General features: G+C 70.9%; 17 protein-coding genes. 6 read left to right on the top strand and 11 right to left on the bottom strand.

Annotated features, from left to right (window positions below; all coding sequences use genetic code 11):
* The 8 genes from QM619_RS00725 to QM619_RS00690 form a co-directional block, all read right to left on the bottom strand.
* Nucleotides 1-1305, bottom strand: a complete 1305-nt coding sequence (locus tag QM619_RS00725) for a PP2C family serine/threonine-protein phosphatase (RefSeq protein WP_415103289.1) — start codon at nucleotides 1303-1305, stop codon at nucleotides 1-3.
* Nucleotides 1302-3599 carry a tetratricopeptide repeat protein gene (locus tag QM619_RS00720; protein ID WP_415103287.1) on the bottom strand — a complete coding sequence of 766 codons (2298 nt, stop codon included), beginning with the start codon at nucleotides 3597-3599 and terminating at the stop codon, nucleotides 1302-1304. Before QM619_RS00720 ends, QM619_RS00725 begins: the two co-directional genes overlap by 4 nt.
* On the bottom strand, nucleotides 3596-4726 hold the full coding sequence (locus tag QM619_RS00715; RefSeq protein ID WP_415103285.1) for a hypothetical protein: 1131 nt from the start codon (nucleotides 4724-4726) through the stop codon (nucleotides 3596-3598). Before QM619_RS00715 ends, QM619_RS00720 begins: the two co-directional genes overlap by 4 nt.
* A complete protein-coding gene (locus tag QM619_RS00710; protein ID WP_415103283.1) occupies nucleotides 4723-5967 on the bottom strand; it encodes a hypothetical protein in 1245 nt (414 codons plus the stop codon). The genes QM619_RS00715 and QM619_RS00710 overlap by 4 nt, the downstream gene beginning before the upstream one ends.
* A complete protein-coding gene (locus QM619_RS00705; protein ID WP_415103281.1) occupies nucleotides 5964-7571 on the bottom strand; it encodes an AAA family ATPase in 1608 nt (535 codons plus the stop codon). Before QM619_RS00705 ends, QM619_RS00710 begins: the two co-directional genes overlap by 4 nt.
* Nucleotides 7568-8122 (bottom strand): hypothetical protein, encoded by a 555-nt coding sequence (locus QM619_RS00700; protein ID WP_415103279.1) that lies wholly within the window; start codon nucleotides 8120-8122, stop codon nucleotides 7568-7570. Before QM619_RS00700 ends, QM619_RS00705 begins: the two co-directional genes overlap by 4 nt.
* A gap of 42 nt (nucleotides 8123-8164) precedes the next feature.
* Nucleotides 8165-9388 carry a toxic anion resistance protein gene (locus tag QM619_RS00695; RefSeq protein WP_415103277.1) on the bottom strand — a complete coding sequence of 408 codons (1224 nt, stop codon included), beginning with the start codon at nucleotides 9386-9388 and terminating at the stop codon, nucleotides 8165-8167.
* Nucleotides 9389-9588: 200 nt separating this feature from the next.
* A complete protein-coding gene (locus tag QM619_RS00690; protein ID WP_298130889.1) occupies nucleotides 9589-9792 on the bottom strand; it encodes a cold-shock protein in 204 nt (67 codons plus the stop codon).
* 202 nt (nucleotides 9793-9994) lie between these two features.
* Here QM619_RS00690 and QM619_RS00685 point away from each other — a divergent pair, with 202 nt between their 5' ends.
* Both QM619_RS00685 and QM619_RS00680 read left to right on the top strand, forming a co-directional pair.
* Nucleotides 9995-13168 (top strand): ATP-dependent helicase, encoded by a 3174-nt coding sequence (locus tag QM619_RS00685; protein ID WP_415103275.1) that lies wholly within the window; start codon nucleotides 9995-9997, stop codon nucleotides 13166-13168.
* A complete protein-coding gene (locus QM619_RS00680) occupies nucleotides 13165-16305 on the top strand; it encodes a UvrD-helicase domain-containing protein (RefSeq protein WP_415103273.1) in 3141 nt (1046 codons plus the stop codon). Before QM619_RS00685 ends, QM619_RS00680 begins: the two co-directional genes overlap by 4 nt.
* 154 nt (nucleotides 16306-16459) lie before the next feature.
* Here the strand turns inward: QM619_RS00680 and QM619_RS00675 are convergent, their stop codons facing one another.
* The gene (locus tag QM619_RS00675; protein ID WP_415103271.1) at nucleotides 16460-17743 is read right to left on the bottom strand and encodes a hypothetical protein; all 1284 of its coding nucleotides are present in this window, start codon (nucleotides 17741-17743) and stop codon (nucleotides 16460-16462) included.
* Nucleotides 17744-18014: 271 nt separating this feature from the next.
* Here QM619_RS00675 and nudC point away from each other — a divergent pair, with 271 nt between their 5' ends.
* A complete protein-coding gene (gene nudC, locus QM619_RS00670) occupies nucleotides 18015-18881 on the top strand; it encodes an NAD(+) diphosphatase (protein WP_415103269.1) in 867 nt (288 codons plus the stop codon).
* Between the two features lie 7 nt (nucleotides 18882-18888).
* Here the strand turns inward: nudC and QM619_RS00665 are convergent, their stop codons facing one another.
* Nucleotides 18889-19119, bottom strand: coding sequence for a hypothetical protein (locus QM619_RS00665; protein WP_415103267.1), 231 nt, complete (start codon nucleotides 19117-19119; stop codon nucleotides 18889-18891).
* Nucleotides 19120-19177: 58 nt separating this feature from the next.
* A complete protein-coding gene (locus QM619_RS00660) occupies nucleotides 19178-19444 on the bottom strand; it encodes a DUF4342 domain-containing protein (protein ID WP_415103265.1) in 267 nt (88 codons plus the stop codon).
* Nucleotides 19445-19565: 121 nt separating this feature from the next.
* Here QM619_RS00660 and QM619_RS00655 point away from each other — a divergent pair, with 121 nt between their 5' ends.
* The 3 genes from QM619_RS00655 (at nucleotide 19566) to QM619_RS00645 (ending at nucleotide 23955) form a co-directional block, all read left to right on the top strand.
* Nucleotides 19566-20105, top strand: coding sequence for an RNA polymerase sigma factor (locus tag QM619_RS00655; RefSeq protein WP_415103263.1), 540 nt, complete (start codon nucleotides 19566-19568; stop codon nucleotides 20103-20105).
* A complete protein-coding gene (locus QM619_RS00650) occupies nucleotides 20098-21507 on the top strand; it encodes a hypothetical protein (RefSeq protein ID WP_415103261.1) in 1410 nt (469 codons plus the stop codon). The genes QM619_RS00655 and QM619_RS00650 overlap by 8 nt, the downstream gene beginning before the upstream one ends.
* A gap of 78 nt (nucleotides 21508-21585) precedes the next feature.
* Complete coding sequence (locus QM619_RS00645; protein ID WP_415103259.1) at nucleotides 21586-23955, top strand: hypothetical protein; 2370 nt, start codon at nucleotides 21586-21588, stop codon at nucleotides 23953-23955.
* The last annotated feature ends 18 nt before the right edge of the window (nucleotides 23956-23973 follow it).

Below are 23973 nucleotides of genomic sequence, written 5' to 3'. Positions count from 1 at the left end.
TCAGTCCTTCTCTTCGACACTCGTGCTCGTCGCCACCGCACTGTCGGCGGGCTGCTCGAGATCGTCCGAAGGTGCTTGTGGCGCTCCGTTCAGGGTAGCCGTCAGCCGCGCCAACGCCACCGTGATGTTGTCCTTGCCGCCCTGAGTGTTGGCCCATTTCACCAGCCGGCCGGCGACTCGCACCGGGTCGTCGTCGGCCTCGGACGCTGCTCGCACCTGCTCGGCGAGCGCGGCCGGTTCGGAGGCGTAATTCCACAATCCGTCGGAGCACACCACCAGCCAGCCGTCCGAGGTGACCGGGTAGACGCCGGTGTCGGGGACGATGTTGTCGGCGTCCCTGCCCAGCCACCGGGTGATGGCATGCGCCTGCCGGCTGTTCTCGGCCTCGGTGCGGCCCAACCCGCCGCGGATCAGCTCTTCGGCGACGGAGTGGTCGGTGCTGAGCTGGACGCGGGCGTCGTCGGCCAGGAAATAGACACGGGAATCGCCCAGGCTCGCCCAGTGCACGGCGCCGTCGTGCACGACGGCCGCGGCCAGGGTGCACGAGGCCGCATTCGCGCTGTCGGCGGCGGTGTGCTCGACGACCGCCTGCTGCGCCTCGGCGACGGCAGCGATCAGTGCGTCGGTGAGCGGATCGGGTTCGGCGTGCTCGGCCAGGGGTCTCGACAAGCTCGACCAGCGGGGGTCGGCTTCGGCAGGGGGTCTCGACGAGCTCGACCGGGGGTCTTGGCTCGGCTGGTGGGGGTCCAGGTTCGACCAGCGGGCGGCGAGGACGTCACGCGCCCGCTCAGCGGCGGCCAATGCGGCGACGTCGGAATCCTGCGAGCTGGAGACGCCGTCGCACACCACCAGGATGCCGGCGCGTTCCAGTTCGGACGCCGCCCACAGCGCCATGGCGTCCTCGTTGCGGCTGTGCACCAGGCCGCGGTCGCAAACCCCGCCCAGCCAGGACGCCGGTGCCGCCTCGAAGTGGTCGCGCGGCGACGGCGCCTTGGCGCCACAGGTCTGGCAGTAGCCGTCGGCGTCCACCTCGCCGCCGCACTCCAGGCAGGGTGCGGACGCCGGACGCGGCCGGTTCAGCTTCACCGTGTCTTCGGAAACCGGGGTCTGCGCTGCGGTGGTCGCGACCTCGGGGTGGACGTCCGCGCCGCAGTTCTCGCAATACCGCTGGTCGGGCCGCACCGGGACGCCGCAGGCCGGGCAGGGCGCCGTCAGCGCCAGCGTGCCGTACTCCTGTGCGCCGGCCAGCACGGCCGCGTCGTGTTCGGTGGCCCACAACGGCCAGGCCGGAGGTTCGTCGGTCACAGCAGGCTCCACCCTCGGATCGCGTTGGCCTTGTCGACCAGTTCGGCACGTTCCTCGGCGTCCGCGCTCAGGTGCGCGAGCCGCCGGTAGCAGCTCTCCAGCTTGTCCCGCAGATCGCCCTCGGTGTACGTGGTGGTGCCGAGCTTGATCGCGCCGCCCTTCAGCAGCGCCAGGGCCTTGGAGTGGATCGCCGCCTCGTAGGTCAGCTGGCTGGATTGATCCAGCCGGGCGTGCTGCAGCACCTTGAGCGCTTCGGCCAGGTGCGCGGTGTCCCGGCCGAGCGCGATCAGATGCTCGGTGGTCAGCTTCTGCGACTCCAGGTAGCCGCGCGAGGTCTGCGGAATCAGCTCCAGCGCGGCCAGCGAACCGGTCAGATCGCCGCGCGCCGCCCGGATCCGGGCCAGACCGAAGCCGGCCGGCGTGACGTAATTGGCGTCCGTCACCGCGCAGATCCGGTACAGGCTCTCGGCGACGTCCTGCTGGCCGCCGACCTCACAGGCCACCGCGAGGGCCAGCTTGGGCGCCAACTCGCCGGGCAGCTGCCCGTAGACGGCGTTGAACGACGACAGCGCAGTGCTGTGGTCGCCACGCACCAGCGCTCCCAGACCGGCCATCCAGACCGCGCGCCATTCCCACGGGTCCTCGGTGAGCAGGGTGTGCACCGAATCGTCCAGCACCCGCTGGTTGCCGGTCTCCAGGGCGGCCAGACAGCGTGCCAGCAACACTTCGGTGGACACCGCGGGCGGCCGGGTCAGCGCACCCAACCGGTCGACCGGATCGTTCAGGTCGAGACCTTCGAGCCAGGCCGCCTGCGGGTCGGACGGGTCGCGGCGCAGCTGCGGCAGCTGACGCCAGTCGAACTGGTTGCCGGACACGGTCGGCGGCTCGAACAACGGCGAACTGACCGAGGTGGACGCCGTGGCGCCGGCCGCAGTCGCCACCACCTCGCGCAGCACACCCAGCATCTGCTGGCGCAGCTCTTCGGCGGTGTTGAACCGGTCGCCTGCGTCGCAGGCGCAGCACTTCAGCAGCAGCCGGTACAGCGAGTCGTAGCGGGCGAACGCCGGCAGCTGGTCGGCCGGCGGAATGCTGAACTCGAACTCGCTCTGATAGCCGGGCACCTCGGCGCACAGCACCATCAGCGTCCGGCCGATGGTGAAGATGTCGGACGCCACGGTCGCGCCCGCCTGCGCCACCTCAGGCGCCTGATAGCCGACCGTGCCGTAGATCGCGGAATCGTCGTCGTTGACCCGCCGGACGCCGCCCAGGTCGATCAGCTTCAGCGAGTCGCCGACCTGAATGACGTTGTCGGGCTTGAAATCGCAGTACAGCAGACCCAGATCGTGCAGGTAGCTGAAGGCCGGCAGGATCTCGATCAGGAAGGCCAGCGCCTGATCGACCGGCAGAGGATCGTAACTGCCGCCTCCTGCCTCCATCCGCTGCTTGAGCAGCTGTTTCAGCGACCGGCCGCCGACGTACTCCATCACGATGTAGCCGTTGTCGTCGTGGGTGACGAAGTTGTAGATCTCGACGATCAGCGGATGTTCGACCTGGGCCAGGAACTGCTGCTCGGAGATGGTGGCTTTCAACGTGTCGGCGTCGCCGGTGTTCAGCAGACCCTTCAGCACCACCCAGCGGTCGGAGACGTTCTTGTCGCGGGCCAGATAGATCCAGCCCATGCCGCCGTAGGAGAGCGGGCCGACCACCTCGTACTGATGGGCGACCAGATCGCCCTGCTTCAGTTTCGGGCTGAACGAGTAGCCGGCACCGCACTGCGGACAGAAGCCGTCGGAGCGTCCTGCGTTGTCGTCGCGCGACTGGCCCACCTTCGCCCCGCAGTTCGGGCAGACCCGCTTGTCCTCGGGCAGTTGCGGGTTGCTCATCACCGCCTTCGCCGGGTCGACCGCGGGCGCGGGCGGGACGAGGGTCAGGCCCTGCCCGATCCGGCCCATCCGCCGGGTCGAGTTGGACGGACGCCGGATCGGCCGGACGCCGAACGAGGTCGCCCGCGCCGAGCCGAGGGCGGTCGACCCGAGTTGCACGGACGCCTTCGTCACCGACGAGGTGGTCGGCGCCACCGCCGACTCCGGCGGCATGCCGCAGGTGTCGCAGTAGCCGTCCACGATGGTGCCCGTGCAGCCGGGCTGCCGGCAGGGCCCGCTCGGGGTGTCGGACGGCCGACGTCCGGGGGTGCCGCGTCCGACCGGCATGGTGGTGGCGTTGCCGGGCATGCCGCAGACGTCGCAGTAGCCGTCCACGATGGTGCCCGTGCAGCCGGGCTGCCGGCATCTCATCGGGTGCTCCCCTCGGCCAGCGCGTCGAGCAGCGCCTGCGCGGCCGGCAGCAGCTGGCGAACCACCGCCATCGGGGCCGGACGCCGGGCCAGCAGCCGTTCGGCGGTCTCGGTGAGCGCGACGAAGTCGGGATCGGACGCCTGACCCAGCGCCTCGGCCTTGGCCCGCAACGCCGGCACCAGGGCGGCCAGGGCGTCCCGTTCGGTCAGTGCGGCGGAATAGGCGTCCTGGACCACCTGCATGGCGCGGGCCACCTGGCCCAACCGGGACAGATAGGCATCGATGGCGGCGCGGGTGTTCGGCACCGGGCCGAGCGCGGCGAGGTCCGGGACGGCGTACTTGGGCGCGGGGGAGACCGCGGCCACCGTGTTGGCGACCAGCTGCCGCAACGCCTGCTCGCGGGCGGTCAGATCGTCGCTCAACTCACGGGCCCTGGCCAGCGCGTCGCGATTCTCGCGGCGTTGGGCACCGCCGACGATCAGGTCGCGTTCGTAGCGGGCGGCGTCGATCTCCAGCGGGCCGAGCAGGCCGCCGATGTCGCCGCCGCGTTCCCGCTTCGCTTCGAGTTCGGAAGTCCGGGCGGCGAGTTGCTCGACCTGGACGCGGGCGGCGTCGGCGGACGCCGGCGGTTCGATCCGGATCTGCTCCCGGATGCGTTCCAGTTGGGCGCGCAGGTCGCGCAGCCGCCGGGCCAGCTGTTCGGCGTTCGGGTCGAGGTTCAGCTTCTGCCGCAGCTGGGCGACCAGCGCGTCGGAAAGCCGGCAGGCCTCGGGCAGCGAGACCGCCATGCCGGCCAGCTGCGCGGACGGCGCCGCGCCGGTGTCGAGGCGTCCCCAGATCAGCGACGACAGCCGGGCGCATTCGGCAGGGCCGACCCGTCCGGAGTCCCAGGTCACCAGCAGCAGGTCGTAGCGGCTCTTCACCGCTTGCCACAAGGCCAGGGAGAGCTGCATGTCGGGGGTCAGGGCGGTCAGCCGGCGGCCCAGGATCTCGGCGTCCAGGGCGGCGAGCTCGCTGCGCCGGGCGGCCGTCCAGGCGTCCAGCTCGCCCAGGTAGCCGACCATCGCCTGCGGCTGCACCGGCTCGTTGAGCTTGCCGGGTGCCGTCGGCGCGCTGACCGGGCTCACCGGTACTCCTCGATTCGCCGGGCGACGCCCCAGACCGCCAGACCGGCGCCGGCCAGGGTGAGGACGATCACCCCGGCGATGCCGGCGATGACTCCGTCGCCGACCGACTTGACGCTGCTGGTAACCGGGGATCGCAGGTTGGCGGTGATCGTGTTCAGCGACTGGTCGACGGCGGTGAAGGCGGTCTGTGCGGCACCGGTGACCAAGCCCGCGGCGACATCCCACTGGGCCTTGCCGACGGCGGTGGCGACCTGGGCGTGCGCGGCGTTGTAGGCCGTCAGATCGGGCGACGACGTCGTCGGCAGGTTCGCGATCGCGGCGTTCGCCGCGGTGTAGGCGGTCGACCAGCGCTGCAGGTAGCTGGTGCCGGCGGACTGCAGCCCGACGGCGAGCAGTTCGTCGGCGCGGGCCTGGTTCAACTGCTGTTGGACGCTGCTCGCGGCCTCCAGGTCGGCACGGGAGCCCTGCGCGAAGCCGGTGGCCGTATTGGAGGCGGTGGTGGCGGTGAGTGCCAGGACGGCGACCGACGCCAGGGCGCAGATCAGGGCCAGCGCGACGCCCGGATTCAGGTAGCGGTGGGATGCCCGGGCCAGGGCCACCGAGATCGCGATCAGGCCTCCTGCGGTGACGGCGAAGCCGCCGATCACCCAGGGCAGCCAGCCGGAGGTCAGGTCGCTCTGCACCCGGTCGCCGGCGGTCACACCGGCGGTCGCGAGCGGGGTGAGCAGTTCGTCGGTGAGCTGGGTGTCGGCCTTGGCGAGCAGCGCCGCGGCGGCCGTCCCGTTGGCGTTCAGCGCGTCCTGCAGGGTCATCGAATAGTGCACCAGCGCGCCGGTGAGCGGCACGATGCGGTCACGGTCCGCCTCGACCGCGGAGGCGTCCGCGAGGGTGGTGGCGAGCGTGGTCAGCTGGCTGGTGACGGTGGTGCGGACGTCGTCGGTCGGCGTCAACGCCCAGCTGTTGGCCGCCTGCTGCACCTCCAGGGCCTGAATGCGGGCGTCCGCCAGCCGCTGGTACTGGGTCAGGCTCTCGGCGGCCCGCGAGGACGCGTCGAGCGAGACCGTGAGGGCCGCGGCCACTAGCGCGCCGAAGGCGAGCAGCAAGGCGACCGCACCGAGTTGCAGCCGCCGCAGCCGGCGGACCGACCGTGGGGTCGAGGTACGCCGACGGGTGGTCGGGGTGCGGGTGGACGCGCCGGCAGCTGTCTGGACGGCCGGGGTCGTGGTGGACGTCGTGGTCATGCCGTGCCCTCGGCGGTGGGGTTCGGGGTCAGGGTGGTCGGCGAGGGCGGTTGGAGCCCGCCCGGACGTGCCGCCGGCCAGTCCACCGCCGGCGCGGCGTCCGCGGCCAGATCGTCGGGCAGCAGGGTGCGTAGCTGGTCGAGGGTGGGATCGGCGACGTCCCGCAGCCGCCAGGCGTGCTTGCCGATCGCCGCCTCCAGGACGTTGCGCGCGAAACGGCCGTTGCCGAACGTCTCATCCCGTGCCTGGGTGGCGAGCAGGGCGCGGAAGGCGTCCAGGCAGCCCTCGCCGAGGTCGTAGTCGGCGCCGCCCACCATGCCGGTAAAGATCTGCTCCAACTCGGCGTCGCTGTAGTCGTCGAAGCCGATGGTGGTGCGGAAGCGGCTGGCCAGGCCGGGATTCTGGGCGATGAAGAGCCGCATCGGCAGCGGATAGCCGGCGACGATGACGACCAGGTCGTTGCGCTTGTCCTCCATCTCTTTGACCAGGGTGTTGATCGCCTCTTCGCCGTACTGATCGCCGTTCAAGCTGTACGCCTCGTCGATGAACAGGACGCCACCCTCGGCCTTCGCGACCACCTCGGCGGTCTTCATCGCTGTCTGGCCGAGATAGCCGGCGACCAGTTCGGAGCGGTCGACCTCGACCAGCTGGCCCTTGGTGAGCAGCCCGACCGCCCGGTAGATGCCGGCCACCAGGCGCGCGACGGTGGTCTTGCCGGTGCCGGGGTTGCCGACGAAGACCAGGTGCCGGGTGATGGTCGGGCTCTTCAGGCCCGCCTTGGCCCGCAGCGCGTCCACCTTGAGGACGGCGGTCTGCCGGTGGATCTCAGCTTTGACCGTGGCCAATCCGACCAGCGCGTCGAGCTCGGCGAGCAGTTCGTCCAGGGACTTCTCGGGTTCGGCGGCAGGTTCCGGCTCGGGCTCGGGAGCCTGCTCGGCCGGCGGGGGAGCGGCCTGTACCGGCTGGGACGAGCGTTGGCCGAGCGCGTCGCCGGTGTCGGGGCCCTGGCCGGAGCCGGTCACGCTGTTCCCGAGCCCCGGAAACGCACCCGCGCCGAACGGGTCGAGCTGCTGCAGGTCGAGCAGCCGGGACTGGCTGGTGTGCATCCGCTCCAGCACGCTGGCCAGGATCTGCGGCGCCTGCTTGACGAAGTCGGCGTCTGCCGCGGGCGCAGAGAATTGCGGTGCCGGGGATAGGCCGCCGGCCGATCCCTGCGCCGCGTTCAACTGCGCACTGGCCGCCCCCTGCGCGGCACCGATGCTCAACGGGCCTGGGGTGCCGAGCAACGCGGCCGCGGAGGCCACCTCGGCCAGCGCCTTCGCGTAGGGCATCGCCTGGGCGGACCCCGCGTTGTGCAGCTGGGCCACCAGCGGCGTCGGCGAGGTGCGGAAGCGGCGTCCCTTGATCGCGGCGTCCATGAACACCTGGGCGCTGATCGGCCGGCCGGTCGCCGTGCACCAGTCGACGAACGAGCCGACCGCCGATTCGGCGACGGTGGCGGCCAGGTGCTCGCCTTCGGTGCGGGCCGTGTCGGCGTCCACGCCGGCGGTGCGGGCGGCCTGGGCCAGTGCGTCGAGGGTTCCAGCCAGGTCGGGGGTGCTCACGGACGCTCCAGATCGAAGGGGTCGGCGGGATTGGCGGACGGCGGGGCCGGGACGTTGAGGTCGGCGGCGGGCGGGTGTCCGAAGCGTTCCCGGAGGAAGCGGCCGTGGGTGATCAGGGCGGCTGCGTCGGTGGAGTTGGCGGCGTCGTAGATCTTCTCCATGGTGGCGCCGAGCAGATCGAGCTGGTCTATCAGCAACAGCAGCGGTGTCTTCCCGTTCTCGACCGGACGGCTGTCGGCCCAGTCGCGCGGCAGCCGCAGGTAGCCGCCGATCGCCTCCGGCAGGTAGTCGGTGGCGGTGGCGATCACCGAATAGCTGTCGTAGCTGCCGAGCCCCAGCGAATCGAGCCGAGGCAGGGTCTGCCGGACCAGCTTCGTGACACGGGCGGCGCGGGACCGGACCACCGAGGGCAAGGCCCCGGAGGAGATCAGCTGTTCGACGCCGTCCAGAGAGGCAAGGATGTCATCCTGTGTGGGGGCGGGGTCGACTTCGGGTACGGCGACGACCGGCGGTGCCGGATCTCGGCCGGTCAGCCAGTCCCAGAAGCCCATTGCTCGCCTACTACCTCGTTCTGTTCTCGTGGTGCGGAAAGGTCACAGGTTGATCTGCGGCATCGTCTGCGAGCGGGAATCCTGCTGGGCGACCCGCTCGAGGTAGTCCTTCGACTTCACCACTTCGTTTTCCAGGACGCCGATCGTCTGCGCCATCGTGTCGAGCGCGCGCGCCTTGAACTCATCGATCGAGTCCATAGTGGAGTAGATGTTGGCGAACGCCGCCTGCAACTGCTCCAGGCCGATCGTCGAGGACGCCGCCTGCTCCTGAATGCGGGCCGAGTTCTCTTTCAGCATCTCCGAGGTGCGCTGGATCATCTGCGAGGTGGTGGTGTTCAGCGCGGTGATCTGATCGAGCACCAGCTTCTGGTTGCCCAGCGCCTGGGCCACGATCACCGCCGTCCGCAGCGCCGAGATGGTGGTCGTCGAGGCCCGGTCGACGCCCTTGATCAGCTCGATGTTGTTCTTGATGATGATGTCGATGGCCAGGTAGCTCTGGATCGACACCGCGAGTTGGGTGAGCAGATCCTGATGCTTCTGGCGCACGTAGAACAGCACGTCCTGGCTCAGCGCCTTCGCCTTCTCGGGATCGGAGAACTGCAACTCGGCGACCTGTGCCGAGAGCCGGGCGTCCAGTCGTTCGGCGATGTAGACGTACTGGTTGAGCCGGCCCATCACCGTCCACAGATTCTGCTTCTCCATGTTCAGCGCGACGTTGTCCTTGGTCAGCTCGTCCTGACCGGAGCGCAGCGCGTGCAGGATGCCGTTGAGCTGCTGCTGGGAGCTCTGGTAGCGGCGGAAGTAGTCGGTGACCTGATCGCCGAGCGGGATCATGCCGAGGAACTTCTTGGCGCCGCGAGCCTTGCCGGGATCGAGGTCCTCGACGGTGCGGCGAAGCTGGAGCAGCGTCTGGCCGACCTTCGAGCCCTCGGACAGACCGCCCTCTTTCAGCGCCCGGACGGGGGCGTTCAGCAGCCGGTTCGAGGTCTCGGCCGCCTTGCGGATGTCGGCGTCGCCCATGCTGCGGACGGCGTCGGCCTGGGCGGCGAAGGTCGGCGACTTCTCTTCGGCCGAATCGAGCGCCTGCAGGAACTCGTTGACCTTGGCGTCGAGCACCGGAACCTGGGACGCCTCCACCTGCGGGGCCATCGCGGGCGCCTGGGTCTCGGTGACCACAGCGGGCACCTCGGGCACGGTCAGGGTCAAGGTGGCGGGCGGCTGGAGCGGCATCGCGGCGGTGCCACCGGCGGGAGTGAGGGAACTCATGGGTACCTCTCGATGCGGTCAAGGACTTCTCGCCCAATCTAGCGGGCGGCGGTGACAGCGGCAGTGGGGACGGCGTCCGGGACAACCCTGGAAGGTGGTCGAGCTGGTCGCTACGTCCGGTGTCCGGGTGTGGCGACATGAAGCGGGCCCCATTCCTGGAAATGGGGCCCGCGGGTTAGCGATGGATTCGAGAACGTAGGTCAGAGTGGCCGGACCCGGTCTGCCTGCGGGCCCTTCGGGCCCGATGTGATCTCGAATTCGACCTTCTGGCCCTCGTTGAGGGTACGGAAGCCCTGGATGTCGATGGCCGTGTGATGGACGAAGACGTCCTGCGTGCCACCTTCGACCTCGATGAAGCCGTAGCCCTTCTCGGCACTGAACCACTTGACGGTTCCCTGCGCCATGTACTTCTCCTTCAACTTATTACGACCGTCGTCGACGGCCACTGCCGAACGAGCTGTCCCAGGCGACCAGCGGTCGCCCTCGCGGCAGCGCCTGCAACACTCTCACATCCGTTGGCGCCTGTCACCCGGTTGGCTGAGCGTGGACGCCGCGTGTCGCCGCCCGGGAATTGTGGGTGGCGGGTGATTCGATGAGGTCATGCACATGGTCGAAGCACCCGTCTTCGAGGGGTTGGACGCCGAGCAGCGGCAGGCTGTCGAGGCGTACCGGCACTCGCCCGTCCTGGTGGTCGGGCCACCCGGATCCGGCAAGACCGCGGTGGTCGCCGCAGCCGCCGCACGCGACCTTCTCGACCGGGCTTCGGACGGTCCGCAGCCGCTGGTGCTGACCTTCGGCAGGCGGGCTGCCAGCCAGTTGCGCAACGAGGTGGCGCGGGCGATGAACCGCACCGTGAGCCCGCCCTGGGTGACCACGATGCACGCCTTCTGTCTGTGGCTGCTGCGCCGGGCCGCCGTGCCCGGCGCAGCCGCGCCGCGCCTGCTGACGGCCCCCGAGCAGGAGTTCCGGGTTCGTGAACTGCTGGCCGGCCGCGGCGTCGGGGCATGGCCGTCCGAGATCCATCAGGCGGTCGGCACACGGGCTTTCGCGCGGCAGGTGCGGGCGGTGATCGCCCGCGTCCGGCAACTCGGGCTCGACCCCGAGGACGTGGTGGACGCCGGGCTCGCCGCCGGTCGCGACGAATGGGTGAGCGTCGGGAACTTCTTCGCCGAATACCTCGACATCCTCGATCACGAGGGCAGCCTCGACTACGCCGAGCTGGTTCACCGGGCCCGCATCGCGCTCGCCGACGAGCAGCTGGCTGCGTCCGTGCGGGGCGAGATCTCGCGGGTGATCGTCGACGAGTACGGCGAGCTCGACCCGGCGCAGATCGGGCTGCTGCGGTCCCTGGTCGGGCCCGGCGGGCCGATCCTGGCCGTCGGGGATCCCGACCAGGTGGTGTTCCGCTTTCGCGGCGCGCATCCGCGGGGGCTGGCCGACTTCGCCGACACGTTCCGGGCGGCGGACGGCACGCCTGCCCCGGTGATCGCACTGGAAGGCGTCCATCGCGGTACGCCCGGCATCGCCGCGGCCTGGCGGCGGGTTGCGCGACGGTTGCCGCTGCCGGTGTTGGGCCACGCCGCCACCCGTGCGTTGCGCGACGACGACGCCGGCGAACCGGGGCCGGGGGTGCGCACCTTCATCTGCGCCACTGAGGCCGAGCAGGCGCAGCTGATCGCCGAAGAGCTGCGCCGGGCGCATCTCGACGAGGGCTACCGGCATGCCGACATCGCGGTGCTGGTGCGGTCCGGACGGCGACAGATCGCGCCGATCGCCCGTGCCCTGGTGGCGGCCGGCATCCCGGTGGAGGTGGCCGGCGACGAGATTCCGCTGATGTCCGAGCAGGCCGTCCGGCCGCTGCTGCTGGCCCTCGAGGTGGTGCTGCGCGGCGAGGGACTGGACGCCGACGAGGCCAAACGGCTGCTGACGTCGCCGCTGGTCGGTCTGGACGCCGTGGGGCTGCGCACCCTGGGCCGGCTGCTGCTGGAGACCGAGCGCCGCGAGACCGGTTCGGCGTTGGTGGCCCGCAGCCCCGGTCAGCTGATCGCCGACGCGGTGGCCGAGCCGGACCGGCTGGCCGTGCTGCCGGAGACCCCCGAGGTGGTCGCCGTCCGCGGGCTGGCCGGGTTGCTGGCACAGGCCGGTGAGGTGCTCAACCGGCCGGGCAGCGGGGCGTCCGAGGTGTTGTGGGCGCTGTGGTCGGGCACCGAATGGCCGCAGCGGCTGCGCGCCGTCAGCCTGGCCGGCGGCGAGGGCGGGCGCCGTGCCGACCGTGACCTGGACGCGGTGATCGCCCTGTTCGCCTCGGCCAACGCCAGCGAGCAACCGGCCGGCCCCGGCGGGGTGCGCGGGTTCCTCGCCGAGGTGGCGGCGCAGGAGATTCCGGCCGACACCACGCGGGAGGCCGAGGTGCGGGGCCGCGGCGTCCGGCTGCTGACCGCGCACCGGGCGAAGGGCCTGGAGTGGCCGCTGGTGGTGGTCGCCGGCGTCCAGGAGGGGCTGTGGCCGGCACCGGGGCAGGGCTCGGCGATCTTGGAGCCGGCCGAGCTGGTCAGCGACGGCCTGGTCGGGCGTCCGGAGCCGCGGGAGGCGCTGGCCGACGAGCGTCGGCTGTTCCACGTCGCCTGCAGCCGGGCGAGTCGCCGGCTGATCGTCACCGCCGTCCAGGGTTCCGACGGCGAGGCCAACCAGCCGTCGAGGTTCATCGCCGAGCTGGGCGTCCGGCCGGTCGAGTTCCGGCCCAGCGACCGGCCGCTCACCCTGCCGGCGCTGGTCGCCCAGTTGCGGCGCCGGGCCGCCGATCCGGGCTGTTCCGTCGCGTTGCGCGAGGCCGCCGCGGCCCGGTTGGCCCGGCTGGCGGCGCTCACCGACGGCCACGGGCGTCCGCTCGCCCCACAGGCGCGTCCGTCGCACTGGTGGGGGGTGCTGGACGCCACGGGACGCCCGCCGCGACTGACCGGTCCGCTGCGGATCAGCCCGTCGATGCTGACCGGCCTGCTGACCTGCCCGCGGCAGCACTACCTGACCCGGCAGGTGAAGGCCGACCCGCCGCGCAACGCGGCCGCCAGCCTCGGCTCGGTGATCCATGTGCTGGCCGAGCACGCCCGGAACTCGGGCCTCGGCTTCGACGAGCTGATCGCGAAACTCGACGAGGTATGGGCCGAGTTGCCGTTCGCCACCGCCTGGCTGTCGGTCGCCGAACGCGACCAGGCCGAGGCGGCGCTGACCCGGTTCCTGAACTGGTCCGACGCCAACGCGGGCACCGAGGTGCTCGGCGTCGAGGTCGACTTCGACGTCGAGATCGACGTGGCGGGCCAGCCCGTCCGGCTGGTCGGCACCGTCGACCGGCTGGAGCGGACGGCGGACGGCCGGCTGCGGGTGGTCGACTTCAAGACCGGCAAGCGGCCTCCGACCGCGGACGCCGTCGCCTCGCACGAACAGCTGGGGGTCTACCAGTTGGCGATCGAGGCCGGCGCCTTCGAACGCCTGGCCGGGCCGGCGGCGTCCAGTGCGGGGGGCCGCCTGGTGTATCTCCGGGTGCCCGGCGGCAGCGACCTGGACGACTACCCGAAGGAGTTCCATCAGGCGGCGTTGTCGGAGCGTCCGCATCTGGCCGACGACGACGCCGACCACGCCACTTGGGTACACGAGCGGCTGGCTCGCGCCGTCCGGACGGTGCGGGAGGGGAGGTATCCGGCGACGCCCGGTCCAGGGTGCACCTGGTGCCCGTTCGCGGCCAGCTGCCCGGCCAAGCCGGCAGGCCGGCAGGTGGTGGCATGACGGGGCTGCTGCGGACGCCCGAGCAGCTGTGCGACGTCCTGGGTCTGCCGTTCTCCGAGCAGCAGCTGGCGGCGATCACCGCACCGCTGGAACCGGGGGTGATCATCGCCGGCGCCGGCTCGGGCAAGACCACGGTGATGGCGGCACGGGTGGTGTGGCTGGTCGGCAGCGGCCAGTTGGCGCCCGAACAGGTGCTGGGACTGACGTTCACCCGGAAGGCCGCGGCCGAGCTGTCCGCGCGGATCCGGACGGCATTGCAGCGGGCCGGGGTGATCGACGACAGCGGGGTGGACGAGGCCGGCGAACAGCTGGTGCTCACCTACGACGCCTTCGCGGCCCGGCTGGTTGCCGAGCACGGGTTGCGGATCGGCGTCGAAAGCGACCCGGTGATGATCACCGGCGCCTCCCGCTACCGGCTGGCGGCGCGGGTGGTGACCAATGCGGCGGGTCCGTTCGAGTATCTGTCGTCGTTCGCGCCGGTGACCCTGACCGAACGGCTGCTGAAGCTCGATTCCGATCTCACCTCGCATCTGGTCAGCGCCGCGGAGGTGGGGGCGCATGCGCGCGAGTTCCGGACGGCGCTCGCCGAGGCCCCGCTCAACCGGTATCGCCGCGAATACGCCTCGGTGCGCACCGCGCGGGCGATCACCGGGCAGCGCCTCGAACTGCTCGGGTTGACCACCGCCTACGCCGACCTGAAACGCAACCTTGGCTATGTCGAGTTCGCCGATCAGATGGCGGTGGCGGCCGAACTCGCCCGCCGGGTGCCGGCGGTGTCCGAACTGCTCCGCCGCCAGTTCCGGGTGGTGCTGCTGGACGAATACCAGGACACCTCCTCGGCACAGGCGGCGATGCTGCGCGCGCTTTTCTCCGGCGCCGATCCGGCGTCCGGACGAGGTCATCCGGTGACCGCGGTGGGCGACCCCCATCAGGCCATCTACGGGTGGCGCGGGGCGGCGGCCAGCAACATCCTGCAGTTCGCCGACGACTTTCCGACCGCGCAGGGCGCGCCGGCATCGTCGTTCGCACTGACCGTGAACCGGCGGTCCGGGCCGACGATTCTGGCGGTGGCGAACGTGCTGGCCGCCGGGCTGCACACCGACCCCGCGATGGGGGGTGGCGCGGCGGCGCTGGCGTTGACCGCGCCCGAGGGCACCCCGCCCGGCAGGGTGGAGGTGGCCGGCTTCGACACCTGGCCCGACGAGGTGGCGTTCATCGGGGAGCGGATCGCCGCGCTGCACAGCACCGGACGGGTGGCGTCGTGGTCCGACCTGGCGGTGCTGGTGCGCCGCAACGCGCAGATCCCGGCGCTGTATGCGGACCTGAAGGCGCGCGACGTCCCGGTCGAGATCGTCGGGCTGGGCGGTCTGCTGGAGCTGCCCGAGATCGTCGAAGTGTGCTCGGTGCTGGCGCTGCTCGACGACGTGAGCGCGAATCCGGCGGCGATCCGGCTGCTCACCTCGGCACGGTGGGCGATCGGGGTCGCCGACCTGGCGCTGCTGGGACGCCGGGCGACCGAGCTGGCCGCCGTGGAGGGGCCACGCGACGACGACCTGGTGGACGACCTGGGCCGGGCGTTGGCCCGCACCGAGGGTGTGACCGTGCCGAGCCTGTTGGAGGCGCTGCACGACCCTGGTGACCTGCCGTACAGCCCGTCGGCCCGGCGCCGGTTCGACGTGATCGCGGCAGAGTTGGCCGGTTTGCGGCAGCATGCCGGCGAGCCGGTGCTCGATCTGGTCCGGCGGGTGATCGGGACGCTCGGCGTGGAGGGCGAGCTGGCGGCGTCCGGGTCGTCGAGTGCCCAGCTGGGTGCGTTCACCGACGCCGTGGCCGCCTACTGCGATGTGGACGGCGAGGCGTCCCTGGGCGGGTTGCTCGCCTACCTGGACGCCGAACGCAACCACGGGGTCGGGCTGGATCAGGCGGTGGCCAGCGACGCCGACTCGGTGAAGCTGCTCACCGTGCACAAGGCAAAAGGCCTGGAGTGGGAGGCGGTTTTCCTGCCGGGCATGGCCGAAGGGGTCTTCCCGAACGACCGGGTGACCGAGAACTGGGTGACGAACGCGGCTGTGCTGCCGGCCGAACTGCGCGGCGATGCGGCGGCGATCCCACAGCTGGCCGAGGCGTCCGATGCCGCGTTCAAGGAGTACGCGGCGGCCCTGAAGCAGCAGGCGCGGCATGCGGAGGACCGGTTGGCGTATGTCGCGGTCACCCGTGCCAAGCAGTTGCTGGTCGCGACCACCCATTCCTGGGAGGGTGAGCTGATCAAGCCGCGGCGTCCGTCGCCGTATCTGCGGGCGATCGAACAGCACGGCGTGGTGCTGCGGGAAGCGCCCCCGGTGGCCGGCGACAATCCGTTGGCCGGTTCGGGGGCGGCGCTGGAGTGGCCGGTGATCGGCGACCCGGAGGCGCGAGAGCGGCGGCAGCGGTTGGCGGCCGACGTCGAGGCGGCGTCCGCGGTGCTGGTGCCGCTGGATCCGGTGGGATTGTCCGCCGACGAGCGCGCCGAGGTGGCCCGGTGGGACGCCGACCTGTCGGCGTTGGTGCGGGCGGCGGAGGAGGAGGTGACGCCGGGGAGCCCGGAGTATCTGTCGGTGACCGGACTGGTGCGCTTGGCACGCGAACCGGAGGAGTTCGTCCGGGACGCCAGCCGGCCGATGCCGCAACCCCCGGTGGCCGCCCAGCGATTGGGCACCCGCTTCCACCGCTGGCTGGAGGAGCGGTTCTCGCTCGCGCCGTCCTTCGACGTCGATCCGGGCCAGGAACCGTCCGACGACCCGTATTTCGCCCGGTTGAGCGCGGCGTTCGAACGCGGCCAGTTCGCCGCACGGCGTCCGTTGGCGGTCGAGGTGCCGTTCAGCATGCTGGTGGCGGGCACCATCGTCCGGGGCCGGATCGACGCGGTGTTCACCACCCCCGACGGGTACCTGGTGGTCGACTGGAAGACCGGTGACGTGAACCGGGCCGATCCGGCCCAGCTGGCGATCTACCGCCAAGCCTGGGCCGATCTGGCCGGCGTCGAGCCGGACCAGGTGCAGGCCGGATTCTTCGACATCCTCGCCGACCGGTTGGTGATGCCGACTCTGCCACCCGAATCGGCGTGGGCGGACGCGGTGCACCGGCTGGGCCGCAGCTGAGCATGGTGGATGCGGCTGCCGCGGTGTCAGCGTGTGCCGCTGGCTTGGTGCACGGCGCGGACGGCGGCGAGGGCCAGAGTCCTCGCGGCGACCCTTGGCTCCAGCAGGGTGCTGTGGGCCTGCGGCACCACGGGACGGGGCGCCGCGTCGTCGGTTAGCGCCTTCTGACCACGGGCGATTTGACCAGTGTCTTGCCCTTTGCGCTGATCAGCTTCGCCTGCGCATGGCGGTAGCCGGTCTGCTGCCCGGACCACCAGGTGGTGGCGTTCGCGGTGCTGAGATGCGTGCCGCCTTTGCGCCACCAGGTCACCACCAGCCGCGCGCCGCTCGGTGCCCCCGTCGCCTTGAAGCCGAAGCTGCTCTTGCCCTGGTCGGTGACCTTGATCGTCACCTTCGGCTTGGGTACGTAGTTCCTTTTGATGACCTGCAGCTTGTCGAACGGGAAGGCGGCGTATTTGCCGTGCAGCCCGCCCCACATCACGTTGTAGGACTCGGCGTCGCCGAACAGCTCAGGGTAGGGGTCCTTGGCGAAGGTCGAGGCGTTCTCGAGTGTGAGGTTGATGCCGCCACTGCCGTCGACCACCATGAACCCGTACTTCTGGGCCGCCTTCGCGATGGTCTTCGCGACCGGGTGCAGGTTCAGCGAGTCGATGTCCAGGTTGGCCGGGAGGCGCAGGTATTGCCCCTCGGAGATGGTGTTGCCGGTCCGTGGCAGGCGGCCGTCTGTCCGGGTCGCCGGCTTGGAGACGTAGCTGTCGATCACCTGGGGAGGAACGTGCATGCCGATCACGTGATCGATGCGCCCGGCGCGGAGCTCCGCGACCTTCACGGTGTAGGGCTCCAGCGCGACTCCGGAGGCCGAGACCCCGGTGGGCGCCGGGAACGTTCCGTTGGATTGGTAGGTACTGGCGATGGAGCCGCCCCAGCAGGCGTACCACTTGTTCTTCTTCTTGTACGCCTGCCATAGATCCACGTAGCGGCCGGTGTCGGCGTTGAAGACAGCCAGCTGGCCGTCGGTGCCGGCGGACTGCACGGCACGCGCAGGGATATGGACGCCCTTCAGCTTCTTGAATTGACTGGGCGTGTAGCCCTTTTTCTGGCAGTCGTGAAATCGGATGTCGTAGGACGGGTCAGTATTTCGGGCGGTCCACAGCGGATTCGAGAATTTGCGTATGGCTAAGTTCATGGATGGCAGGTCACGGGCCGGGACGCCGTACTGCTCGATCCCGTATCGCTTGATGTTCTTGACGATGGCTACGCTGTTCGTATCGACGGGAGCCGTGGCGGAAAGCGGCTGGTAGGCGGGGGCGGTGGTCGCCCAAATCCGCGGGTAGGCGTCGGCAGGCTCCGCTTCCGCCGGCGTCGTCGTCCCGGTGATCGTGAGAATAGTGATGAGTGGGATGATCGTCAGCAGTGATCTCAGTCGGATGTAGCGCATGGAATTGCTCCTCGTGTCGTCGCATCCTCCCCGCCCTCGGCAGAAGTTACTCCATGAATTGGGAACCTATTTCAACTAAATGAAATGCGGACGAGAGATCGGCCGTGAGGTTTTTAGTTCCGGTAAATGTCGCGTGGCACTGCATGCGGGGATGAAGGGCTCGAGCGTCGGCGAGCAGGGGCAGGGTTCTCGGGCGTCGGCGAGCCCGGCCCGTGTCCCCCGCGGAACGTCGACGCAGCCTTGCCCGAGAACCGGCACTAGGTTGAGAACCATGGACGCATGGAACGGACCTGGGCACCTGGATCGTTGCGAGCATCAGCGGCCGGATGCCGGCTGGCTGTCGGCCTGCTGGGCCGATCCGGCAGCCCTGCTGCTCAGCGTCGATGCGGCCGGACGCCTGGACATCGGCGCCGGCCCCGCCGTTGCCGGGCGGCGTCCGGGTGGTGCCTTCGACGAGCAGCGCCACTACCTGCTGGGGCTGTCCGATGGGCGTCCGGTGTTCGTGCAGTCAGCCGAGTTCGCTGGTGGTGCAGGCCTGCGCGAACTGTTGCCGGTGCTGGGCGAGGCCGATCGCGAACTGGTGGTCGCGGCGGTGGCGTTGGTGCAGTGGCACCGCACGCTGCCGCACTGTGGGCTGTGCGGGGCGGCCACGGTGGTCACGCTCGGCGGCATGGTGCGGCACTGCCCGGCGTGCGGACGCGACCGCTTCCCGCGGAGCGATCCGGCGATCATCGTCGCGGTCGTCGATGCCGACGACCGGCTGCTGCTCGGACATCAGGCGGTGTGGGCGCCGGGCCGGTTGTCGATCTTGGCCGGCTTCGTGACGGCAGGGGAGTCTCTGGAGCAGGCGGTGCACCGCGAGGTGGGCGAAGAGACCGGGCTGCCGCTGTCCGCCGTCCGCTACGTGGCGAGCCAGCCGTGGCCGTTTCCGCGGTCGCTGATGCTCGGCTTCGTGGCCCGTGCCGCCGGTACCGACATCCAGGTGGACGGCGTGGAGATCGAATGGGCCCGCTGGTTCGCCCGTGACGAGTTGATCGCGGCGGTGGAAGCCGGCGAGGTGAGCCTGCCTGGCGAGGCGTCCATTGCGCATCGGCTGATCGGCGACTGGCAGGCGGCAACCCTGGTGTCGCCGGAGTGACCTAGGCCTAGGCGATCGTGGTGGCGACGATGCAGATCGCCAGCATGCCGAACCAGCCGGTCGCGCCGACCAGGGCATGAAGCGCGGGGACCGGACGCCTGAAGCTCAGGACGTCGCCGCTCACCGCTCGATAGCCCGGTCGGACGATGCCGGGATAGCGAGCGCGGTACGAGGCGAACATCAGCAGATCGCCGAACAACTGCCCGCCGGCTCCGGTGACAACGTCACCACCATGCACCTCTCGATTGGGACCATCCGCCGGGGGTCGAAGGCATGATTTACGACGCCGACGGCGCTCAGCTCGACTCGGAGCGACGCTCCACGACGACCGTGACCTTGGTGACGACCGCGGCGACGGCACCGACGCCGAGCAGCAGGGGAGCCACCATGGCGGTGATCGCGCCCACGGTCAGGCCCGCGTTGAGCGGCACCTCGAGCAACGTCTTGCCCTCGCGCTTCAAAGTGATCCGGCGCACGTTGCCTTCGTGGATCAACTCCATGATCTTGCTCACCACGTTGCCGAAGGTGACCTCGAACTCTTCGGTATTGCCCTTGCTGCTCATTCCGCTACTCCCAACGGTTGGCCGTGCAGTCCCCTCCATTGTGCGCGTGCGACCGCGAGGCCGCTATAAACGATTTCGCGATCGGGTGCGACGAAGTCGGCGTCTGGTGCGTAGGTTGATCGTGACCGGTTTGCTCGTGAGTTGGGAGGTAGCGGTGGGGGACGCCGACCCGTCGCCGGCCGGCGAACTCGACTTCGAGCAGTTCGTCCACGAGCATTCGGTCGCGTTGCAGCAGTTCGCCCACCTGGTGATCGGCAACCCCGAGGATGCACGGGATGCCGTCCAGGACGCACTGCTCGGGGCGATGCGGCAGTGGTCCACCATCCGGGGCACCGGCAATCCCGCCGGCTACGTGCGGCGCAGCATCGTGAACGCGAACGTCTCCCGGTGGCGCAAACGCCGCCGGGAAGTGGTGGTTGCCGAGGTTCGCGAGGACGCGGCGTCCAACGACAACCGGTGGCTCGACGCCGCCTATGTCGGCGCCCTCACCGGCCGGCTGTCGACCCGGCGCCGGGCTGCGCTGGTGCTGCGCTATTGGGACGAGTGCAGCTACGCCGAGATTGGCGAGATCCTCGCCTGCAGTGAAGTGAGCGCGCGCTCGCTGGTCCACCGGGCATTGCGCGACCTGCGGATGGCCGTCGAAAGGGGGAGCCATGGCTGACGATCCGTTCTCCGACCGCAGCGAACTGGAGGACGCGCTGCGGCGCCACTTCCGCGCCGAGGTCGACCGCACGGACTTCCGTCCGCTGACGGTGGAGGAACTCAGCGCCGCCGAACCCGCGAAGGCGCCGTCGCGCCGCTCGCGCTGGCTGCTCGGGGCGGCTGCGGCGGTCGTCACGGTGGGCGTGGCCGTCCAGGTGGTGGTCGGGCAGCTCAGCCAGAGCCCGGTGAACGGCATTCCGGCGACCGTCTCCGCGTCCGGCACACCGGGGGGCACGGCGACCGCCCCGCTCTGGACGCCGCGGCTACCCGCTCCGGTCGACGTCGGACGCTACGCCCAGGTCACCGTCGACGGCGCCGTCTACCTGCTGGCCGGCCGGGCAGAGGACGGCAGTTGCCGCCTGGACGCCTACCGCTACCAGCCCGGCCCCGATCTGTGGCAGCGGCTGGCGGACGGGCCGGGCCGGCCCCGGACGGCCTGCGCCGAGACGTGGGCGTTCGCCTCCGGCAGCCGGATCTACCTGATGGTGGACGGCGGCTCGGGGGCCGGAGCGTCGCGGATGGAGCTGTACTCCTACGACACCGGCGACGACGCCTGGGCCCGGCTCACCGGACCGGCATTGCCCGACGACGCCGGCTGCACACCCCTGGGCATGGACTACGGCATCTTCTGCCTGGACGGCACCGGATCCGGGGCAGCACCGATCGGTTTCCACAGCTTCGACTTCGCCGGCCGGCGATGGACGACGGGCGAAGCGCAACTCGCCGGCGGCCAGACCCGGCTGTCGGTGCGCGCCCACCGGGTGAGCCTGCCGGGCGGCGAGCGGGTGCTGCTCGACGCCCGGCTGCCGGGCGGCGGAATCTCGCTGGTCACCTGGGATCCGGCTACCGGCACGCTCGATGATCCGATCGGTCACCGCGGCACCGGCACCGATCTCGGCGTCGCCCAGATCACCGGCGACGGCTGGGTCTACGCCAATCCGCCGACCGATCCGGCCGCGCTGGGCATCGCCGGCGACGACCCGCGAGCCACCACCGGCCTGGCGGTGAACCTCGCCACCCAGTCCTGGCACACCGTCGTGGTGCCGCATCCCGCTGGACCGCTGGCCACCGCATTGCCCAGTGACGCCGGCTGGGCGTTGCGCTACTACGGCGCGCAGGCGTCCGGTTACGTGGACGCCAACCACTATCTGTACCGGCCCGGCCAGCAGAGCTGGCTGGCGATCGGACCGCTTCCCCCACCGGGGGCAGGAGGTGGCGAATACGGCTGGGTCGGCAACGTCCTGCGTTGTCAGAGCGATGCGCCGCGGAACTGCTGGGGGCTGACCGTCCGATCCTTGTCCGAGGTGGCGCGGCCGCTCGATCAGGCCGCCATCGACTCCAGCAACGCCCAGGTCCGCTGAGCAGACGCCGGCCCGCCAGGGCGAACGTCGATGGCTGGGGCGCTAGATTCGGGTCAGCCATGCGACAAGGAGTTTCGGATGTCGGCACACCCCCATCGGACGCGCCGCGGGCCGGTGACCGGCCTGACCGCGGTGCTGCTCGCGGCATTGCTGGGCGGCTGCAGCGCCGAGCCGGTCGAACCCACCATGACGTCCGGCGCATCGACCGCGGCCGCGCCGGGCGGGCTGGTGCTCGGAGCACCGATCAGCCTGCCCGATCTGCATGTGCCCGGACGGCTCCAGGTCGTGGCCGGCACCGCCGATCGGTTCATTATCGCCGGCGACGGCGCACCGGGACGCTACTCGGCCGACAACGGACGCACCTGGCAGGAATTGCCGGCCGAAGTCAGCGTGCGGTCCGACCTGCAGCGCGACGGCGGGCCGTCGTTCGGCTCGCACATCGGCTATCAGGGGACGTTCGCCGGCCTGGTCCCCGTCGAAGGCGGTGCCGGCCATCTCGGGCTGCAGCGGTGGAACCCGGACACCGGCGACGTGACCTTCTATCCCTACCCCCTGCCGGAGACCTCCGGGGAGGGGTCGGCGCCGCTGTATCCGGTCGACTACGTCGGGACGGCGCTGGTGCTCAGCGACGGCCGGATCCTCCGCTTCGTCGGCAGCGACCTTCGGCCGCTCACCCCCGCCTTCGCCGCGACGGCGCGGCAACGGGGATTGCGCACCGCCGTGACCAAGGACGGCGCCACCGCCGTCCGGATGGGCTACTCCGAGACCGGCAACTACGGCTACCTCAACATCGCCTCGACCGACGGGAAGACCCCCGGCAAGGCGTATCGGGTCGACGGGCTGCTGGCGATGGACGTCAGCGCGTTCACCATTCACTACCTGACCGGCACCAGCACCGATCTTCGTGCCTGTCGGGCGAACGTCGACAGCCCGCTGAAGGCGTCCTGCAAAGTGCTGGCTCGCGGCGACTACCGGCGGTCGCGTTACGACGCGCGGCTGACCACCTCGATCGGTGCGGCACAGGTGTATCTGACCCGGCGCGGCGGCGGCGGGGTGCGGCAGTGGATGGTCCGGGAGGGACGGGTGAGCGCCGTCGGCAGTACTCAACGGTGGCAGTGGCTGCCGTTCCGCGACAGTGGTCAGCCGATGGCGCTGGTCGACCGTGCCGGCCAGCTGATGGCGGCCGAGGTGAGTCGCGACGGCACCCCGACACCGCTGTTCACCGCGCCGGCGATCGTCGCACGGGCACAGGACGCCGTGCTGTCCACCGGGCGGGTCAGCTATCTACAGGAGTCCTTCACCGCCGAGAGCGGCACCCGGCCACAGGTGTGGACGCGCACCGTCGGCGACGGTCAGTTCGGACCCGCGCGACGGCTCACCGAGCGTCGGGTGGCGGCGGTGAGCGCGTCCGGCGTCCGCACCGTCACCCAGCGCGACCGGACCGCCAGCCAAGGCGCGACCGTCGTGGACTGCTACGACGGCGACACGTGGACCGGCAGCGTGGAAGGCGGCCGGGGCGCGTGGCTGCGGACCCTGAGCGGCCCGTATGCGCTGACCGGCGATCGGGTGGTGCGGGTCGATGGCACGAAATACGACACCGGACCCGTGATGGCGCTGTTCGGCAGCCTGGCGGTGGAGGCGAGCACTGCCGACGAGACCGCGCAGCGACGGTTCCAGGTCCGCGATCTCGCGCGTCCGGACGCCGAACCGGTGCCCCTCGACCTGCCGCAACCCGCCGGCCGGGTCTACCGCAACGACGGCTGGGCGGCCTGGAACGACTGGATCGTCGCCGGCTACCAGGAGGGCGGCGGCTACGACCAGCTCGTCGTCAACCGCCGCCGCACCGGCACCATCGTCGCGATCACCGGCGAAGAGCAGGTGGTCGCGCTCGGCGACAGCTGGGTGGTGGTCACCACCGGCAGCACCGCAGAGCTGCGTCGCCTGGACGGCGCTGGCGCCGTGCGCGTCGCGAGTGCGATCCGTGGCCGGATGACCACGGACGGGATGCGCACCCTCGCCTGGACCGACGACGCCGGCACGCATGTGGCCGAGGTCTCCGGCCTGGCCGTTCCTGCACCTCGGCTGCTGGGCGCAGTGGGGACGGACGGGTTCAGCCTGCGCCGTGGGACGTGGCGGCCGGCGTTCGACCTGTCCGCGGCGGTGGCCGCCGGCGCTGTCGAGATCCGGCGCAGCATGGGGGAATCCGGCGCAGGGGAATCCGGCACAGGGGGATCTGGCGCAGGGGAACTGGTGCGGACGCTGCCCACCGAGGCCGGCCCGCAGGGTTCGATCCGCGGTGTGGTCTGGGACGGCAAGGACGCCTCCGGCGCGCAGGTGCGGCCCGGCACCTACCGCTGGACCCTGGTCGCCGAGGGGCCGGACGGCGGCACCGTCACGAATGTGGACGGCACCGGTCCGGCGTCCGGAACCATCGAGGTGACCCGCTGAGGGAGGGCTGGTGACGGC

Origin of the sequence: Micropruina sp. (genome assembly GCF_047606665.1) — a bacterium.
GTDB lineage: Bacteria > Actinomycetota > Actinomycetes > Propionibacteriales > Propionibacteriaceae > Micropruina.
The sequence above is the reverse complement of the archived record's forward strand: the minus strand, read 5'-3'. Positions and strand labels throughout refer to the sequence as shown.

Excerpts from the sequence above, each read along its gene's own strand:
- QM619_RS00720 (WP_415103287.1), bottom strand. The coding sequence starts at position 3,599 with ATGAGATGCCGGCAGCCCGGCTGCACGGGCACCATCGTGGACGGCTAC.
- QM619_RS00710 (WP_415103283.1), bottom strand. The coding sequence starts at position 5,967 with ATGACCACGACGTCCACCACGACCCCGGCCGTCCAGACAGCTGCCGGC.
- QM619_RS00700 (WP_415103279.1), bottom strand. The coding sequence starts at position 8,122 with ATGGGCTTCTGGGACTGGCTGACCGGCCGAGATCCGGCACCGCCGGTC.
- QM619_RS00695 (WP_415103277.1), bottom strand. The coding sequence starts at position 9,388 with ATGAGTTCCCTCACTCCCGCCGGTGGCACCGCCGCGATGCCGCTCCAG.
- QM619_RS00690 (WP_298130889.1), bottom strand. The coding sequence starts at position 9,792 with ATGGCGCAGGGAACCGTCAAGTGGTTCAGTGCCGAGAAGGGCTACGGC.
- QM619_RS00685 (WP_415103275.1), top strand. The coding sequence starts at position 9,995 with ATGGTCGAAGCACCCGTCTTCGAGGGGTTGGACGCCGAGCAGCGGCAG.
- QM619_RS00680 (WP_415103273.1), top strand. The coding sequence starts at position 13,165 with ATGACGGGGCTGCTGCGGACGCCCGAGCAGCTGTGCGACGTCCTGGGT.
- QM619_RS00675 (WP_415103271.1), bottom strand. The coding sequence starts at position 17,743 with ATGCGCTACATCCGACTGAGATCACTGCTGACGATCATCCCACTCATC.
- nudC (WP_415103269.1), top strand. The coding sequence starts at position 18,015 with ATGGACGCATGGAACGGACCTGGGCACCTGGATCGTTGCGAGCATCAG.
- QM619_RS00660 (WP_415103265.1), bottom strand. The coding sequence starts at position 19,444 with ATGAGCAGCAAGGGCAATACCGAAGAGTTCGAGGTCACCTTCGGCAAC.
- QM619_RS00650 (WP_415103261.1), top strand. The coding sequence starts at position 20,098 with ATGGCTGACGATCCGTTCTCCGACCGCAGCGAACTGGAGGACGCGCTG.
- QM619_RS00645 (WP_415103259.1), top strand. The coding sequence starts at position 21,586 with ATGTCGGCACACCCCCATCGGACGCGCCGCGGGCCGGTGACCGGCCTG.